The sequence below is a fragment of the Curtobacterium sp. SP.BCo genome, assembly GCF_051903265.1.
Lineage (GTDB): Bacteria > Actinomycetota > Actinomycetes > Actinomycetales > Microbacteriaceae > Curtobacterium.
Genome location: NZ_CP194337.1, coordinates 1,165,349 through 1,181,926 on the forward strand (window position 1 = coordinate 1,165,349; position 16,578 = coordinate 1,181,926).

Annotated in this window: 17 protein-coding genes; 8 read left to right on the forward strand and 9 right to left on the reverse strand. The window is 71.1% G+C overall.

The genetic code is table 11. The annotated features are described in order from the left end of the window. Positions 1 to 4: 4 nt before the first annotated feature. Complete coding sequence (locus tag ACRQ4B_RS05615; RefSeq protein ID WP_439693706.1) at positions 5 to 1,012, forward strand: iron-siderophore ABC transporter substrate-binding protein; 1,008 nt, start codon at positions 5 to 7, stop codon at positions 1,010 to 1,012. A gap of 113 nt (positions 1,013 to 1,125) precedes the next feature. Here ACRQ4B_RS05615 and ACRQ4B_RS05620 read toward each other — a convergent pair whose 3' ends face one another. Then, positions 1,126 to 1,530: a DUF1304 domain-containing protein gene (locus ACRQ4B_RS05620; RefSeq protein ID WP_439693707.1), complete on the reverse strand. Its 405-nt coding sequence runs from the start codon at positions 1,528 to 1,530 to the stop codon at positions 1,126 to 1,128. A gap of 102 nt (positions 1,531 to 1,632) precedes the next feature. On the opposite strand from ACRQ4B_RS05620, the gene ACRQ4B_RS05625 reads away from it, so the two are divergent. From ACRQ4B_RS05625 to ACRQ4B_RS05635, 3 genes are all read left to right on the forward strand, one after another. Further along, the gene (locus ACRQ4B_RS05625) at positions 1,633 to 1,956 is read left to right on the forward strand and encodes a chorismate mutase (RefSeq protein WP_439693708.1); all 324 of its coding nucleotides are present in this window, start codon (positions 1,633 to 1,635) and stop codon (positions 1,954 to 1,956) included. Next, a complete protein-coding gene (locus ACRQ4B_RS05630; RefSeq protein WP_439693709.1) occupies positions 1,953 to 3,029 on the forward strand; it encodes a lactonase family protein in 1,077 nt (358 codons plus the stop codon). The genes ACRQ4B_RS05625 and ACRQ4B_RS05630 overlap by 4 nt, the downstream gene beginning before the upstream one ends. Before the next feature lie 104 nt (positions 3,030 to 3,133). Continuing rightward, the gene (locus tag ACRQ4B_RS05635; RefSeq protein ID WP_439693710.1) at positions 3,134 to 3,544 is read left to right on the forward strand and encodes a GNAT family N-acetyltransferase; all 411 of its coding nucleotides are present in this window, start codon (positions 3,134 to 3,136) and stop codon (positions 3,542 to 3,544) included. Positions 3,545 to 3,657: 113 nt separating this feature from the next. Here ACRQ4B_RS05635 and ACRQ4B_RS05640 read toward each other — a convergent pair whose 3' ends face one another. Genes ACRQ4B_RS05640 through purS form a run of 4 tightly spaced genes read right to left on the reverse strand, consistent with a single transcriptional unit; the run spans position 3,658 to position 7,977 of the window. Continuing rightward, a complete protein-coding gene (locus ACRQ4B_RS05640; RefSeq protein WP_439693711.1) occupies positions 3,658 to 4,578 on the reverse strand; it encodes a 2-hydroxyacid dehydrogenase in 921 nt (306 codons plus the stop codon). 17 nt (positions 4,579 to 4,595) lie between these two features. Then, positions 4,596 to 6,977: a phosphoribosylformylglycinamidine synthase subunit PurL gene (gene purL / locus ACRQ4B_RS05645; RefSeq protein ID WP_439693712.1), complete on the reverse strand. Its 2,382-nt coding sequence runs from the start codon at positions 6,975 to 6,977 to the stop codon at positions 4,596 to 4,598. A 47-nt stretch (positions 6,978 to 7,024) separates the two neighbouring features. After that, positions 7,025 to 7,720 (reverse strand): phosphoribosylformylglycinamidine synthase subunit PurQ, encoded by a 696-nt coding sequence (gene purQ / locus ACRQ4B_RS05650; RefSeq protein WP_439694356.1) that lies wholly within the window; start codon positions 7,718 to 7,720, stop codon positions 7,025 to 7,027. A gap of 5 nt (positions 7,721 to 7,725) precedes the next feature. Next, positions 7,726 to 7,977 (reverse strand): phosphoribosylformylglycinamidine synthase subunit PurS, encoded by a 252-nt coding sequence (gene purS, locus ACRQ4B_RS05655; protein ID WP_439693713.1) that lies wholly within the window; start codon positions 7,975 to 7,977, stop codon positions 7,726 to 7,728. A 145-nt stretch (positions 7,978 to 8,122) separates the two neighbouring features. Here purS and ACRQ4B_RS05660 point away from each other — a divergent pair, with 145 nt between their 5' ends. Next, the gene (locus tag ACRQ4B_RS05660) at positions 8,123 to 8,731 is read left to right on the forward strand and encodes a PadR family transcriptional regulator (protein WP_439693714.1); all 609 of its coding nucleotides are present in this window, start codon (positions 8,123 to 8,125) and stop codon (positions 8,729 to 8,731) included. Next, positions 8,728 to 10,347, forward strand: a complete 1,620-nt coding sequence (locus tag ACRQ4B_RS05665) for a DHA2 family efflux MFS transporter permease subunit (protein WP_439693715.1) — start codon at positions 8,728 to 8,730, stop codon at positions 10,345 to 10,347. Before ACRQ4B_RS05660 ends, ACRQ4B_RS05665 begins: the two co-directional genes overlap by 4 nt. A gap of 21 nt (positions 10,348 to 10,368) precedes the next feature. Here ACRQ4B_RS05665 and ACRQ4B_RS05670 read toward each other — a convergent pair whose 3' ends face one another. Further along, entirely contained in the window at positions 10,369 to 11,280 is a 912-nt protein-coding gene (locus ACRQ4B_RS05670; protein ID WP_439693716.1) for a cytochrome c oxidase assembly protein, read from the reverse strand. A 49-nt stretch (positions 11,281 to 11,329) separates the two neighbouring features. After that, a complete protein-coding gene (locus tag ACRQ4B_RS05675) occupies positions 11,330 to 12,637 on the reverse strand; it encodes an acyltransferase family protein (protein WP_439693717.1) in 1,308 nt (435 codons plus the stop codon). A 169-nt stretch (positions 12,638 to 12,806) separates the two neighbouring features. Between ACRQ4B_RS05675 and ACRQ4B_RS05680 the strand changes: the two genes are divergently transcribed. Next, positions 12,807 to 13,250: a Fur family transcriptional regulator gene (locus tag ACRQ4B_RS05680; protein ID WP_439693718.1), complete on the forward strand. Its 444-nt coding sequence runs from the start codon at positions 12,807 to 12,809 to the stop codon at positions 13,248 to 13,250. A 115-nt stretch (positions 13,251 to 13,365) separates the two neighbouring features. After that, the gene (locus tag ACRQ4B_RS05685) at positions 13,366 to 14,892 is read left to right on the forward strand and encodes a catalase (protein ID WP_439693719.1); all 1,527 of its coding nucleotides are present in this window, start codon (positions 13,366 to 13,368) and stop codon (positions 14,890 to 14,892) included. Positions 14,893 to 14,964: 72 nt separating this feature from the next. Here the strand turns inward: ACRQ4B_RS05685 and ACRQ4B_RS05690 are convergent, their stop codons facing one another. Both ACRQ4B_RS05690 and ACRQ4B_RS05695 read right to left on the reverse strand, forming a co-directional pair. Beyond that, the gene (locus ACRQ4B_RS05690; protein WP_439693720.1) at positions 14,965 to 15,531 is read right to left on the reverse strand and encodes a GNAT family N-acetyltransferase; all 567 of its coding nucleotides are present in this window, start codon (positions 15,529 to 15,531) and stop codon (positions 14,965 to 14,967) included. A 147-nt stretch (positions 15,532 to 15,678) separates the two neighbouring features. After that, the gene (locus ACRQ4B_RS05695; protein ID WP_439693721.1) at positions 15,679 to 16,563 is read right to left on the reverse strand and encodes a VOC family protein; all 885 of its coding nucleotides are present in this window, start codon (positions 16,561 to 16,563) and stop codon (positions 15,679 to 15,681) included. Positions 16,564 to 16,578: the final 15 nt, after the last annotated feature.

Genomic DNA, 16,578 nt, shown 5'->3' on the forward strand with positions numbered 1-16,578 from the left:
CTTTGTGATCCGTACTCCCCTCCGCCTCCGTCGCGTCCTGGCCGCCGCCGGTGCCGTCGTCGCAGCGTCCCTCGTCCTCGCCGGGTGTGCCTCCGGCTCCGGTTCCGCCGGCGACGACTCGTCGTCCTCGTCGGCGAACGGCCAGTTCCCCGTGTCCATCACGACCGCGCTCGGCACGACGACGATCAAGGAACAGCCGAAGCGTGTCGTCGCCCTCGGCTGGGGCGACGCCGAGACGGCGCTCGAGCTCGGCGTGCAGCCCGTCGGTGCGAGCGACTGGCTCGCCTTCGGTGGCGACGGCGTCGGCCCGTGGCTGAAGGGGGCGTACACGAAGTCGCCGAAGATCATCCAGACGCTGGAGCCGAGCTACGAGGACATCCTCAAGCTCAAGCCCGACGTGATCCTCGACGTGAAGTCCTCGGGCGACAAGGACCGATACGCGAAGCTGTCCGCGATCGCGCCGACCGTGGCCATCCCGAAGGGTGGCGAGAACTACCTCGCCTCGACCGAGCAGCAGACCACGATGATCGCGAAGGCGCTGGGCAAGGAGGCCGAGGGCAAGAAGCTGCTCACCGGACTCGACGACGCCTACGCCGCGGCCCGCAAGGCGCACCCCGAGTTCGCGGGTAAGACCGCCGTCGTCGGGGCGTACAGCTCCGAGGGCTTCGGCGCCTACGCGTCCACCGACAGCCGCTCGACCTTCATGCGGAACCTCGGGTTCACGATCCCGAAGGCCATCGACGAGCAGGCCGGCAAGGCGTTCTCGGTGCACCTGTCCGACGAGAACCTCGACCTGCTGAACGCCGACCTCACGCTGATCCTGCCGATCTACGTCGACGCCTCGAAGGCCGAGGCGGACCCGCTGTTCCAGAAGGTGCCGTCGGTCGAGGCCGGGCACGCGATCGTGTTCGACGACGCGGACGTGTCCTCGGCGTTCTCGATGGGGACGACCGCGGCGATCGAGTGGGCGCTCGGGAAGCTGCCGGACGAGTTCCAGGCGAAGCTCGGCTGAGCGAGCCGGGTCGCGTCCTCGACGCATGACGGACTGGAGGCGCGGTGCCAGCTGGCACCGCGCCTCCAGTCCGTTCGGGGTCGGTGCGTCCGCGGACGCACCGACCGCGTCGGTCAGTTGCCGAACGTCGAGGCGATGAACACGAAGAGCAGCGCGATGAGCGGCAGCGTGCCCTGTGCGAACGCGGCGTTGAGGTACTTCCGGCCGGTGCCGAGCAGCACGACCGCGGCGCCGAGCATGCTGGCGGTCGAGAAGACCACGAGCGTCCACCCCGTCGTGCTGCTGCCGGTGGCGACGAGCACGACGCCGAGGATCGCGCCGATCGCGAGGAACAGGTTGTAGAACCCCTGGTTGAAGGCGAGACCGCGGGTGGCCTGCGACTCCGTCTCCGACGCGATCCCGAAGATGCGTCGCACCCGGGGGCTCGTCCAGGCGACGGACTCGAGGAAGAAGATGTACACGTGCACGAGGCCGGCGAGGACCGCGCACACGGCCGAGATCACGAGGAGGACCGACATGCGCCCATTCTCGCAGTTCCGACGGTCCCCTCCGGCACCGGGCCGGGTCGCGGCGGCGTAACCGACACCTGGTGGCCAGCCCCGGCCGGTTAGGCTCGGGACATGAGCGACGACGACACCACGCCCGCGTACGACCAGGCGGCCGTCGCCGAACTGGGCAGCATCCGGCAGAGCATCGACAACATCGACGCCGCCGTGATCCACATGCTCGCCGAGCGCTTCAAGTACACCCAGCGCGTCGGGTACCTCAAGGCCGCGGCGGGCATGCCGGCAGCCGACCCAGGACGCGAGCAGATCCAGGTCGCCCGACTCCGTTCCCTCGCCGCCGAGTCGCACCTCGACCCGGCCTTCGCGGAGAAGTTCCTGAACTTCATCGTCGCCGAGGTCATCCACCACCACGAGCAGATCGCCGGCGGCGACCAGTGAGCCCCGCCCTGCCGGCGCTGCTGATCGGCTCCTACACCGCCACCGGTGGCGGCACCGCGACGGGCATCTCGTACCTCCCGGCCGGACCGATCGACGCCGCGGAGGCCCGGACCGTCGCCGTCATCGACGACCCGTCGTTCCTCGCGGTCTCGGGCGACCGGGTCTACGCCGTGTCGGAGACCGCCGACGGCGGTGTCGCCGCGTTCCGCCGCGACGGCGCATCGCTCGAGCACCTGTGGGACGCACCCGCCGGTGGCGACGCACCGTGCCACGTCCGGGTCGACCCCTCCGGCGCCCTCGTCGTCACGAACTACGTGTCCGGCACCGTCACCGCCGTCTCGCTCGCGGCAGCGGAGTCGTACACGGCGTCGGTACTCGCGAGTGACGGTGTCGTCGGGGCGCACGGCACCGACGACCGGACCGGGGTACCCGACGCGGCCGTCGTGACCGAGGTCCTGCCCGACGCGATCGGCCCGGTCGAGGACCGGCAGGAGGGGCCGCACGCGCACCAGTCGATCGCCACGCCGGACGGCACGGTGCTCGTCGCCGACCTCGGCGGGGACGCCCTCCACGAGTTCCGCGTCACCGGCAGCCCGTCGATCGAGCCGGTCCGGGTGCACCACGTCGCACCGGGCGTCGGCCCGCGCCACCTCGCCTGGTTCGACGGGGACCTCTTCGTCGCCGGTGAGCTCGACGGACACGTGCACCGTCTCCGTCGCGACGACTCCGGGTCGTTCGTCACGGTGGCCTCCGCCGCGACCTTCGACGGGTCGGTCGGCGAGTCCCTCCTCAGCCACATCGAGGTCGACGACGCCGGCCGCGTGTACGTCGCCGTGCGCGGACGCGACCTGGTCGTCGTCCTCGACGCGTCGCGCGGCGGTCTGACCCTCGTCGGGTCCGCGTCGTCGGGTGGGGTGTGGCCGCGGCACTTCGCGCGTGTGCCCGGGTACGTGCTGGTCGCGAACCAGATGTCCGACGCCGTCGCCGTCCTGCCGATCGGAGTCGACGGGGTCCCCGGCGACGCCGTCGCCCAGATCCCGGTGGGCACGCCCACCTGCGTCGTCCCGGTCTGAGTCGTCTCCGCGGGTCGGACGGGTCGTCCCGGTCTGCGTCGTCTGCGCCGATCGGGCCGCCTGGAGGCGCGACTGCTGTCAGCGGCATCGGCCAGAGTGGGTGCATGGACGCGTCCTACACCCTCGTCGCCGGCCCGCCCCCGCTCGCCGATTACCTCCGGCTGCGCCGTGACTCGGGTCTGACCCCGAAGAACGCGGAGCAGGGAGCCGGGGCGATCGCCGGCAGCTGGTCGGCCTGTCACGTCGTGGACGGCGACGGCACTCCGGTCGCGATGGGACGCACGATCGGCGACGGCGGCTGGTACTTCCACATCGCCGACATCGCCACGGACCCGGACCACCAGCGACGTGGCCTGGGGCGCCGGGTGGTGGAGTGGCTCCTCGCCGACGTGCGGGCACGAGCGCCGGAGGGTGCGTACGTCACGCTCGTCGGGGATCCGCCCGGGCAGCGGCTCTACCGGTCGCTCGGGTTCGAGGACGTCGCGCCGAGCCTCGGGATGGCGCTGCTGACCTGAGCGCGGGCGTCGAGCGCTCGGTGCCGGCGCTCAGTGCTCAGTGCTCAGTGCTTGGTGCCTAGTTCCTGGTGCCCGGTGGCGGACGCCCGGTGTCGGGCGCCCGGCCTCGGGCGTCAGACGTCGATGACGTTCTCGAACGGGCGGCCGTCGGCCAACGCGGCGACCTGCCGGCGCATCAACTCGATCGACCGGGGGATGCTGAGGTCCGTGTTGCCGCCGACGTGCGGGGTGAGCACGGTGTTCGGCGTGGTCCAGAGCGGGTGCCCCGCGGGGAGCGGTTCGGGATCGGTCACGTCGAGCCCCGCCGAGAGCCGTCCTGATCGCAGTTCGGCGACGAGCGCATCGGTGTCGACGACCTTGCCGCGCGCGACGTTCACCACGAGGGCGCCGTCGGGCAGGGCGGCGAGCAGCTCGGCGTCGACGAGCCGCTCGGTCTCATCGGTCAGCGGGGCGATGAGCACGAGCACGTCGGTCTCGGCCGCGATCGTCGGCAGCTCGCCGAACGCGTGGACCTGCCGGCCGTCCTGCTCCCGGGCCGTCCGCGCCACGACGGTGACCTCGGTGCGGAACGCCTCGAACCGCGTGGCGATGGCGGACCCGATCGCGCCGTACCCGACCACGGTCACCCGACGGTCCGCCAGGGAACGGGTGGTCCGGGCGTCCCAGACCCCGTTCGCACGGTCGGCCTGGAACGCCCCGAGCTCCCGCAACGACGTCAACGCGAGACCGACCGCGAGCTCCGCGGTCTCGTCGTCGTGGATGCCGCGGCCGTTCGCGAGCTGCGCGTGACCGGGGACGTGCGGGACCGCGTGTTCGTACCCGGCGCTCGGCAGCTGCAGGAGCTGGAGGTTCGGCAGGTCGTGCACGAACTGCCAGCGGTGCCGTCCACCGAAGTAGAACGGCAGGAACGCGATGGCGACGTCGTCGGGGCGGTCGAACGGCCCCTCGACGTCCCAGACGGCCAGCTCGACGCCGTCCGGCACGGGGCCGAACCGGTCGACGAGTTCCGCGAAGGGCAGCGTGACGATCGGCATCCTGCGGGCGGCCGGCGTCAGGCGTCCGTGCGGGGCGAGAACGAGCCGTGGTCGTCGAGCGGACCCCGGCCGACGTAGCCCTCGGTCACGTCCTCGACGACGACGTCGCCGAAGCGGCTCGGCAGCGTGGCCTGGTGCGTGCCGCGCAGCTCGTCGATCGTCGCCTCGAACGCACCCTGGACCTCGAGCGAACCGCTCGACGCGTCGGTGACGCCGATGCGGAGCACCGGGAAGCCGCGACCGTCGCACAGGCCCTGGAAGCGGACGTCGTCCTCGCGCCGGACGGTCACGATGACCCGGCCGGTCGACTCGGAGAACAGCGCGGTCGCCGTGTCGATGCCGTCGCGGGCCTCGAGCTCGTCGAGGACGACGCGTGCGCCGATGCCGAACCGGAGCACCGACTCGGCGAGGGACTGACCGAGGCCGCCGTCCGCCAGGTCGTGGGCACTCGTGAGCAGCTGCTCGTTGGCGGCGGCGTGCAGGAGGTCCGCGAGCGCCTTCTCGCGCTCGAGGTCGACCGCCGGGGGACGACCGCCGAGGTGGCCGTGCACCGTGCCGGCCCAGGCCGAGCCGTCGAGCTCGAGCGCGGTGGTGCCGAGCAGGTACACGTTGTGGCCGTCGTCCTGCCAGCCGGACGGCACGCGGAGCGCGACGTCCTCGATCACGCCGAGCACGCCGACGACCGGGGTCGGGTGGATCGGGGTCGTGCCCGTCTGGTTGTAGAACGACACGTTGCCGCCGGTCACCGGGATGCCGAGCTCCATGCAGCCGTCTGCGAGGCCCTCGACGGCCTCGGAGAACTGCCACATGACCTCGGGGTTCTCCGGCGAGCCGAAGTTCAGGCAGTCGGTCACGGCAGCCGGGACGGCACCCGTCACGGCGACGTTCCGGTACGCCTCGGCGAGGGCGAGGCGTGCGCCCTGCTTCGGGTCGAGCTGGCAGTACCGGCCGTTGGCGTCGGTCGCGATGGTGACGCCGAGGCCGGTCTCCTCGTCGACGCGGATCATGCCGCCGTCGTCGGGGAACGAGAGCGCGGTGTTGCCGAGCACGTAGGTGTCGTACTGGTTCGTCACCCAGTTCTTCGACGCCAGGTTCGGCGAGCCGAGCAGGCTGAGGAACTGCGCCTTGAGGGCCGGGCCGTCGGCCGGACGGTCGAGCGATGCGGCGGTGTCGGCCTGCAGGGCGTCGATCCAGGTCGGGTACGCGACCGGGCGGTCGTACACCGGGCCGTCGACGGCGACGGTGCGCGGGTCGACGTTCACGATCTCCTGACCCTGCCAGTCGATGACGAGGCGGCCGGTGCCGGTGACCTCGCCGAGCACACTGGTCTCGACCTCCCACTTGCGGACGACCGTGAGGAACTCGTCGAGCTTCTCGGGGCGGACGACCGCCATCATGCGCTCCTGGCTCTCCGACATGAGGATCTCCTCGGCGGTGAGCGTGGGGTCGCGCAGCAGGACGTCGTCGAGCGAGATGTGCATGCCGCCGTCGCCGTTGCTGGCGAGCTCCGAGGTCGCGCAGGAGATGCCGGCGGCCCCGAGGTCCTGGATGCCCTCGACGAGCTCCTTCTGGAAGAGCTCGAGGCAGCACTCGATGAGGACCTTCTCGGCGAACGGGTCGCCCACCTGGACGGCGGGACGCTTGGTCGGGCCGCCCTCGGTGAACGTGTCGGACGCCAGGATCGAGGCACCACCGATGCCGTCGCCACCGGTGCGGGCACCGAAGAGGACGACCTTGTTGCCGGCACCCGACGCGTTCGCGAGGTGCAGGTCCTCGTGCCGGAGGACGCCGACCGCGAGCGCGTTGACCAGCGGGTTGCCCTGGTAGACGGAGTCGAAGTAGGTCTCGCCGCCGATGTTCGGCAGGCCGAGGCAGTTGCCGTAGAACGAGATGCCCCCGACGACGCCGTGCACGACGCGGGCGGTGTCCTCGTGGTCGATCGCCCCGAAGCGGAGCTGGTCCATCACGGCCACCGGGCGGGCGCCCATCGAGATGATGTCGCGGACGATACCGCCGACACCCGTCGCGGCGCCCTGGTAGGGCTCGACGTAGGACGGGTGGTTGTGCGACTCGACCTTGAAGGTGACGGCCCACCCGTTGCCGACGTCGATGACACCGGCGTTCTCGCCCATGCCGACCATGAGGTTCTTGGTCATCTCCGGCGTGACCTTCTTGCCGAACTGCCGGAGGTAGTTCTTCGACGACTTGTACGAGCAGTGCTCGGACCACATCACCGAGTACATCGCGAGCTCGCCCGAGGTCGGGCGGCGGCCGAGGATCTCCTTGATGCGGGCGTACTCGTCCGGCTTGAGGCCCAGCGCGTCGTACGGCTGCTCCTTGTCGGGGGTCGCCGCGGCGTCCTGCACGGTGTCGGGCTTCGGGCGCACGAATGTCGTCACGGTGGTGTCGTTCCCTGTCACTGGAGTTGCGGGCACTGGAGTCGTGGTCACTTGACCAGCGTCGACTCGATCACGGAGGTGAAGAAGGTCAGGCCGTCCGTGCCGGAGGCCATCGCCGCGGGGGTGTCCGGGCCGAAGCCGGGCTCCGTCGCGTGCTCGGGGTGCGGCATCAGGCCGACCACGTTGCCGCGCTCGTTCGAGACGCCGGCGATGTCGTCGATCGACCCGTTCGGGTTCACGCCGACGTAGCGGAACACGACCTGGCCGTTGTCCTCGATGCGCTTGATCTCGTCGGCGTCCGCCACGAAGCGTCCGTCGGCGTTCTTCAGCGGGATGGTGATCTCCTGCTGGGCGGTGAAGCCCGAGGTCCACGCGGTCGCGGTGGTCTCGACGCGGAGCTTCTGGTCGCGCCGGATGAACTGCTGGTGGGCGTTCCGGGTGTGCGCACCGGGGACGAGTCGGGCCTCGGCGAGCATCTGGAAGCCGTTGCAGATGCCGAGCACGGGCATGCCCTTGCCGGCGGCGTCGACGACCTCGGCCATGATCGGCGCCTTCGCGGCGATGGCACCGGCGCGGAGGTAGTCGCCGTAGGAGAACCCACCGGGGAGGACGATGGCGTCGACTCCCTGCAGGTCGTGGTCGCCGTGCCAGAGCGCGACGGGATCGGCGCCGGCGAGACGGACCGCGCGCTGGGCGTCGCGGTCGTCGAGCGAGCCCGGGAACGTGATGACGCCGATGCGCATCGAGGTCACTGGCCTTCGACCGTCACGGACACGACGTCCTCGATGACGGCGTTGGAGAAGACGTCGACCGCGATCTCGCGGACCTCGGCGAGCGTCGCGTCGTCGACCGGACCGTCGACGGCCACCTCGAAGCGCTTGCCGATGCGGACGTTGGTCAGGTCGGCCTTGCCGAGACGAGCGAGCGCGTTGCCCACCGCCTTGCCCTGCGGGTCGAGGATCTCGGCCTTGGGCATGACCTCGACGACGATGGTTGGCACGTGTTCACTCCAGCGCTTGGGGGATGGGTGGGACGCGACCAGTCTAAGCGGCACGCGCGGCGCGCCCGACCGCTTGTGGAGAAGTCATCGACGGCGTATATTCCAAGTCGAATAGTCCACACGGAACACTGGTCTGGAGGCACGGATGGCGTCGCTCACACCCCTCGCGTTCGCCGCGCTCGGGCTCCTCAACGAGGCCCCCATGCACCCGTACGAGATGTTCCAGACGATGCTGCAGCGGCGCGAGGACCAGAACGTCAAGGTCCGGCCGAGCACGCTGTACCACCAGATCGGTCGGCTGGTCGACCTCGGGTACGCCGAAGCCCTCGGCACCGCGCGCGAGGGCAACCGACCGGAACGCACCACGTACGCGATCACCGACCACGGTCGGACCGCGCTCGAGGACGGCCTGCGACGCATGATCGCCGAGCCGGCCGACGAGTACCCGGAGTTCCAGCTCGCGCTCTCCCACGTCGACAACCTGAGCGCCGAGGACGCCGTGACCGCCCTGCGGGCACGCGCCGAGGCGCTCCGGGGGGAACGCGAGGAGTACGACGAGGCCGCCACGGGCCTCCAGGACAAACGCCTGGCAGCCCGCTTCTGGCTCGACGTGTCGTACGTGCGTGCGACCCTCACGGCACAGATCGAGTGGCTCTCCGCCGCCGCCGACCGGATCGCGAGCGGCGACATCCCCTGGGACGGTCCGGCCGTCCCCGCAGACACCCCCACGAACAGCAAGGAACCCACCCGATGACCACCGTCACGCCCCCGCGGACGACCGAGAAGAAGCCGTGGCCCGCACTCTGGGCCCTCGTCGTCGGCTTCTTCATGATCCTCGTCGACTCGACCATCGTGTCCGTCGCCACCCCCACCATCGCCGCGAAGCTCCACGCGGACATCAACTCCGTGATCTGGGTGACGAGCGCGTACCTGCTCGCCTACGCCGTCCCGCTGCTCATCACCGGGCGGCTCGGGGACCGGTTCGGCCCGAAGATCCTGTACCAGGTCGGTCTCGTCGTCTTCACGCTGTCGAGCCTCTGGTGCGGGCTGGCCGGGTCCATCGAGGTGCTCATCGTCGCCCGCGTCGTGCAGGGCCTCGGCGCCGCGATGATGACGCCGCAGACGATGGCCGTGATCACGCGCATCTTCCCGCCGCAGAACCGCGGTGCGGCGATGGGCCTCTGGGGTGCGGTCGCCGGTGTCGCCTCGCTCGTCGGCCCCATCGTCGGCGGCCTGCTCGTCGACGGCTTCGGCTGGGAGTGGATCTTCTTCGTCAACGTCCCCGTCGGCATCGTGGCGTTCGTGCTCGCGCAGCGCTTCGTCCCGACGTTCGACCGCCACGGGCACCGCTTCGACTACCTCGGCATCGTGCTGAGCGCCGTCGGCATGTTCCTGCTGGTGTTCGGCATCCAGGAGGGCGAGACCTACGACTGGGGCACCATCGCCGGGCCGATCTCGGTGTGGTCGCTCATCGTCGCCGGCATCGTCGTGCTCGCCGCGTTCGTGGTGTGGCAGGGCGTGCAGAAGGGTGAGCCGCTGCTGCCGCTCGGCCTGTTCACGGACCGGAACTTCACCCTGGCGAACATCGCCATCACCGCCGTCGGCGTCGCGATCTCCTCGTTCGCGCTGCCGATCATGCTCTGGGCGCAGGACGTCCTGACGTTCAGCCCGACCCAGGCCGCGCTGCTGCTCGTCCCGCAGGCCGTGCTGTCCGCCGGTCTCGCGCCGCTCGTCGGCAAGAACCTCAACCGCTGGAGCCTCCGCTGGGTCGCCGCGTTCGGTCTCGCCTGCTTCTCGGGCGCGCTCTTCTGGTTCGGGGCGCTCCTGGCCTCCGGCGCCGACTGGGGCTGGGTGCTCCTGCCGTCCACGCTGCTCGGCCTCGCGAACGCCTGCATGTGGGGACCGCTCTCGGTCTCCGCGACCCGCAACCTGCCGCCGAAGCTCGCCGGAGCGGGCTCGGGCGTCTACAACACCACGCGTCAGATCGGTGCCGTCCTCGGCTCCGCCGGCATCGCGGCGCTGATCGAGGCCCGCATCACGGCGAACTTCCCGTCCGGCGCCGGTGGTTCGGGTGGCGGTGCCGAGCAGCAGGTCGGGGCGCTCCCGGGCTTCCTGCAGCAGCCGTTCGCCACGGCGATGGGGCAGTCGCTCGTCCTGCCGGCCGTGATGCTCGTCATCGCGATCGTGGCGGCGCTGTTCCTGGCGAAGCCGAAGCAGACCGTCGCCTGGCAGCAGACCGGTGCCGTGTCCGACGGATCGGCGACGGTCGCCGAGGAGCGCCACGGTGTGCACGCCGCCGCTGCTGCGCCGGAGACCCCCGAGGCGGAACTCGCCGCCACCGACCACCACGGGCGGCACGCGGACGCCTAGTCCGGCCCGGGGCCGAGCGGCTCACCCGCGGCGCTGCAGGTGCGCCCGGGTGAGCTCCTCCATCTGCTCGTCCGTGAGGGCGTCGATCGTGTGCGCCTCGCGGCGGTCGGTGCGCTGCCACCGGATGAACAGGGAGATGAGCACCGGGACGTCGGCGACCTCGGCGATGAACCACAGCAGGTCGCCCGCCAGGTGCTGGTCCCGCAACGGTGACGGGAACCACGGTTGCCCGACCGCCTGCACGACCGAGCCGTCGAGCACGTGGTTCGTGATCCGCAGCACGATGCCCGGGATCGCGTCCGCCATCAGCTCGACGAACGCCAGCAGGAACTCCACCGTGACGAACGTCGAGGAGCGCAGCACCCCCGGTTCCGACAGCGGGGCCAGCAGACAGAACCCGAGCACCGGGACGAGCACCGTGATGGCGGCGGCCCAGACCGGGGACTCCCTGATCGTCGCGGCGAACGGGGTGAGCAGCACGCAGAACAGCGCGAGGGCGATCAGCGGCGAGACGATCGCGTTGCCGAGGAACCGCGCCGGACGCGACCGCAGCATCGCGGACGCCGCCTGCGCGAGGCGATCCGGGCCTCCCGTCCGGAGCAACGAGACGGGGGCGGCGAACGCGGCGAAGGTGGGGACCGCGAAGAACAGCAGGGCCAAGCGCAGCACGAACGCCCACCGGAGCTCGCGGTCGTACACCCCGACGATGCCGAACTGCAGGATCCCGAACAGCACGAGTGCGCCGAGGAACGCCAGGCTCCGCCACCACGGCCACGGGGTCCCGCGTCGCGCTGCGCCGACGACCCACCAGCCGTAGGTCAGGGCTGCGACCACGAGGAGGACCGCCGCCAGCGGATCGCCGTGCCAGATGCTCCAGAACTCGGGTGTCGATGGCGTGGGGTGCCTCCTGCGGATCGGACTGCCGTCGTCCATCCTCCGCCCGGCACTCCCGCACAGCAGCGGCCGGTCGGTGAGAACCGGTTCAGATCCGCGCCACGCCCGGTGCCGGCACCGTCTTCGTCAGCAGCCACACGCCGAGCGGCACGAGCGCCGTGCCGAGCAGTGCGACCCCGAACGACAGGTGCGCCTGCATCACGACGAACGCCGGACCGATCGTGCAGAGCGCCGCGACCGCGAGCACCGGCCACGCGGGGCGGTCCGCGCCGGGCAGGAGGCGGGGGAGCGGCCGGTCGAACCAACGGAGCCCGCGGGCGACGCCGAGCGCCAGGCCGAGCAGCACGACGAGTGCCACTGGGCGGGTGACCCACCAGGCGGACGACCCCGGCTCCGGGAACGGCACGCCGACGAGGAGCGCCACCCCGTTCAGCGCGATGAAGAGCGGCAGGTGCCAGAGGTAGACGGGCATGCCGTCGCGGCCGAGCAGGAACACGAGTCCCTGCGCCGCACGCGTCCGCATCAGTCGGGAGAGGGGCGTGTGCACGAGCTGCACCAGGCACGCCTGGCTGATCGCGAGGACCGCCAAGGGGAGCATCGGCGGGTTGAGGTCCTGCAACATGTCCGGGGCCCACAGCCCGACGGACGTCAGTGGCACGAGGGACCCGTACCCGGCGGCCGCGACCAGGACCAACAGCACCCGGGACCGCCGGGCGAACCACCCGTCCGCCCAGAGGAAGCCGAGCTGCTGCGCGAAGAGCCACACCGGGCCGAGATTGAGCAGCCCGACCTCCGCGACGCCCGTCGCGAAGCGCAGGCCGTCGACGGCTGCGGCGAGCACGAGGAGCACGCCGAGGGTCCACCAGGGCGCCCGTTCGTGCAGTCGCACCATGAACGGCACGCAGCACTGGGTGATGCCGTACGCGGCGAGGAACCAGAGCGGCGAGCCGATGCCGAACGCGACCTCGGCGAGCAGGCCCGGCGGGGTGCCGAGCACGGTCGCGACCCCGAGGCCGAGGGCGAGCACCGTGAACAGCGGGACGGCCGGCCGGAACAGCCGCACGAGGCGGGTGGCGACGAAGTCCCGCGCGCCGCCGCCGCGCGCGACGGTGCTCCGCCAACCGACGGCGCTGGCGAACCCGCCGACCACGAAGAACAGTGGCATCACCTGCCCGATCCAGGTGGCGGCCACGTACCAGGGGAGTTCCTGCAGCGGACTGGTCACCGCGATGCCGTCCGGTCCGGCGGCGACGCCGACCATCGTGACGTGCACGAACACGACGAGGACGACGCACGCCGTCCGGATGAGGTCGACGACCAGGTCCCGCTTCGCGATGATCCCCCGGACGTCCTGAGCGCTGGTCGCCTGCACGGGCAGGCTCTGCTTCGTGGACATGTCCGGACGCTAGCGCGAGGTCGCCGCGTCCCAGCGTCGTTCCAGCGGATCGCGACCGGATCGTGACACTTCGTATTCCGGTTCCGGCATACGTCGGCATCGTCGATCGGTCACGTGACTGGTGTACAGTTATCGTGTTGTCTTGATCTCTGCAAAAGAAAGGCTCAGCATGGACGTCGACGCCGACCTGCTCCGCGCCTCCGGTCTCCGGGTCACGACACCGCGGCTCGCCGTCCTCCGCGCGACGGAGACGATGCCGCACGCCACGGCCGACGACATCGTCACGGCGCTCGCCGCGGAGCTCCCGACGACGAGTCACCAGGCCGTGTACGGCGTCCTCGCGGCACTCACCGGTGTCGGCCTGGTCCGACGCATCGAACCGGCCGGCAGCCCTGCCCGCTACGAACGGCGGACGGGCGACAACCACCACCACGTCGTCTGCACGATGTGCGGCGCGATCGAGGACGTCGACTGCGCCGTCGGGCACGCGCCGTGCCTCACCCCCTCTGAGACGCACGGCTTCGCGGTCGCCACCGCCGAGGTCACGTACTGGGGGATCTGCGAACGCTGCGCAGCGGCCGAACGTGTCGACGCGGAGGCAGTCCCCGCCTGACCGCGCGGGCAGTCCCGCCTGTCCGTGCGGGTGGCGAGCCCCGGTCCGGACGACGGACCCCACGAACAACCCGAGCAACCCTGACCGAACCAACCGTTCCACCTGAGGAGGAACCGTGTCCGACCAGAACACGACCGGCCAGCCGGCCGGCACCCCCACCACGACCACCAACTCCGGGGCCCCCGTCTCGAGCGACCAGCACTCCATGGGTGTCGGCGCCGACGGCCCCCTCGCACTGCACGACCACTACCTCGTCGAGAAGCTCGCGCAGTTCAACCGCGAGCGGGTCCCGGAGCGTGTCGTGCACGCCAAGGGTGGCGGCGCCTTCGGTACCTTCACCGTGACGCAGGACGTCAGCCGCTACACCCGCGCATCCTTCCTGCAGCCGGGCAAGCAGACCGAGATGCTCGCGCGTTTCTCGAGCGTCGCCGGTGAGCAGGGCTCCCCGGACACCTGGCGCGACCCCCGCGGTTTCGCGCTGAAGTTCTACACCGAGGACGGCAACTACGACCTCGTCGGCAACAACACCCCGGTGTTCTTCATCCGCGACGGCATCAAGTTCCCGGACTTCATCCGCTCGCAGAAGCGCCTGCCGGGCTCGCACCTGCGCGACCACGACATGCAGTGGGACTTCTGGACCCTGTCGCCCGAGTCGGCCCACCAGGTCACATGGCTCATGGGCGACCGCGGGCTCCCCGCGAGCTGGCGCGAAATGGACGGCTTCGGCTCGCACACCTACCAGTGGATCAACGCCGAGGGTGAGCGCTTCTGGGTGAAGTACCACTTCATCACCGAGCTGGGTCACCGGACCCTGACGCAGGAGGACGCCGACCGCATCGCCGGCGAGGACGCGGACTTCCACATCCGTGACCTCCACGAGGCCATCGAGCGCGGCGACCACCCGCGCTGGACCCTCAAGGTGCAGGTCATGCCGTACGAGGACGCCGCGACCTACCGCTTCAACCCGTTCGACCTGACGAAGGTGTGGCCGAAGGGCGACTACCCGCTCATCGAGGTCGGCACGATGGAGCTCAACCGCAACCCGGAGAACTACTTCGCGCAGATCGAGCAGGCCACCTTCGCCCCCTCGAACTTCGTCCCCGGCATCGCGGCGAGCCCCGACAAGATGCTCCTCGCGCGCATCTTCAGCTACGCGGACGCACACCGCTACCGCGTCGGCACGAACCACGCCCAGCTCCCGGTGAACGCCCCGAAGAACGAGGTCCACTCGTACTCGAAGGACGGCGGCATGCGCTTCGACTTCCAGCAGTCCGAGGTCCCGGTCTACGCGCCGAACTCCCTCGGCGGTGCGCACGCCGACCCGACCGCGACGGACGACACCCCCGGCTGGGAGTCCGACGGTGCGCTCCAGCGTTCCGCCGCCACGCTCCACCCGGAGGACGACGACTTCGGCCAGGCCGGCACCCTCGTCCGCGAGGTCCTCGACGACGCGGCTCGTGAGCGCCTGGTCGGCAACATCGCCGGGCACGTCTCCAAGGTGACGCGCGACGACCTGCGCGAGCGGGTGTTCGCCTACTGGACCAACGTCGACGCGGACCTCGGTGCGCGCGTGCGCGCCGCCGTCGTGCCGAGCGCGCCGGGCTCGAACGAGGACCCGGAGAAGGTCGCGGTCGAGGCGTAAGCTCCGGTCCTGACAGCCGGGAGGCGCGGTGCGAGTCCGACTCGCACCGCGCCTCCCGGCTGTCGTCCTGTTCTAGACCTGCTGGCCGTTCAGCCAGATCGGGCCGGCCGGCCAGTCCTCCAGCCGCTCCGCGACCGGCAGGACCATCCAGCCACCCTGCTCGGTCTCGGAGAGGCCGGCGCCGTCCGCGGTGAACGCGGAGAACGTGCCCACGGCGCCGTCGATCTCGTGCCAGCCCATCCGTGCGTAGAACGGGATGCGGTTCTCCCCGGCGCCGAGGAACCCGTACGGCACCCGGAGCCCTTCGAGCACCGCGTGCGTGCGGGTCATCAGCTCGCGCCCGACCCCGGTGCCCTGCAGTCGAGGCGAGACGGCGACGATGCCGGTGTCGCCGACGAGCACGTCCTCGCCGCCGACCGTGACGAACATGCGGCGGATGCCGACGTGGGCGAGGACGACGCCGTCCGCGCTCCGACCGATCACCCGCCGCTCGGGCTGCATGCCCGCGTAGTCACGGCCGCCCACGTACCAGTGCGACCAGTCGGGGAACGCCTGCCCGAGCAGCGCTGCGATCGCCTCGTGGTCGGGGAGCGTCAGCGTGCTCTCCTCGACGACTTCCCATCGGATGTCTTCAGTCACGGGTCCATCCTGCCGGGTTCGGCCAGCCTGCGCCGAGACTCGGGCTCAGCGACACTTCGCGCGGGGTCGGCCACGAGAACTGTCGGTCAGCGCGAGACTCGCCGCGCGGCCCAGCGTCGGCGGCCGGCGCGCGGACGCGGGCGTCGGTCAGCCCCGACCGGGCGCCGTCACCTCGATGCGGTTCGCCCACGGGTCCTCGAACGCGACCGTCCGGCCGTCGTCCGCCGTCTGCACCCCGGTGTCGTGCATGCGGGAGACCAGCGCCCCGAGGTCGTCCGCTCCGGGGACCTCGATGCGCACGAGCCCGAGGCCGAGTGCGAGCTGGCGGCGCCCGGCCCCGCGGGAGTTCCACGTGTTCATCGCCATGTGGTGGTGGTAGCCGCCGGCGCTGACGAAGAGCGCCTCGCCCCAGCCGGCCGTGGTGGCGAAGCCGAGCGTGTCGACGTAGAAGTCCTTCGCGGTGGCGACGTCGCCGACGGACAGGTGCACGTGTCCGACCCGGCCCGGGCGGGCGGCAGCGCCGGACAGTGCGGCCTCGGTCAGGTGCGACTGCAGGAAGGCGTTCGGGTCGACGTACTTCGTGTCCATGTCGACCATGCCGTGCGTCCACGACCACTCGGTGCGGTCGCGGTCCCAGTACAGCTCGACGCCGTTGCCCTCCGGATCGGTGCAGTAGAAGGCGTTGCTCACGAGGTGGTCGGCACTGCCGGTGAAGGTCTGCGGGTACTTCGTGGCGACGGAGTACAGCGCTGCGGCGAGGTCGGCGCGGGTGTCGAACAGGATCGCGGTGTGGAACAGGCCGGCTTCGCGTGGGGCGGCGTGCCGCATCGCCGGTGCGTGCTCGAGGACGACGATCGGCACCGCGACGCCGGACGGCGACGGGCGACCGAGCACCGCGGTGCCGCCCGCGTTCGAGAACAGCGACAGGCCGACACCGTCGCGGTAGTACCCGATCATCCGGTCGAGGTCCGCGACCCGGAGGGTGACGGCGCCCATCCCGGTGTCGGCGGCGAGGAGGTCCTGCGTGTGCATGGCACCAGTGTGCGC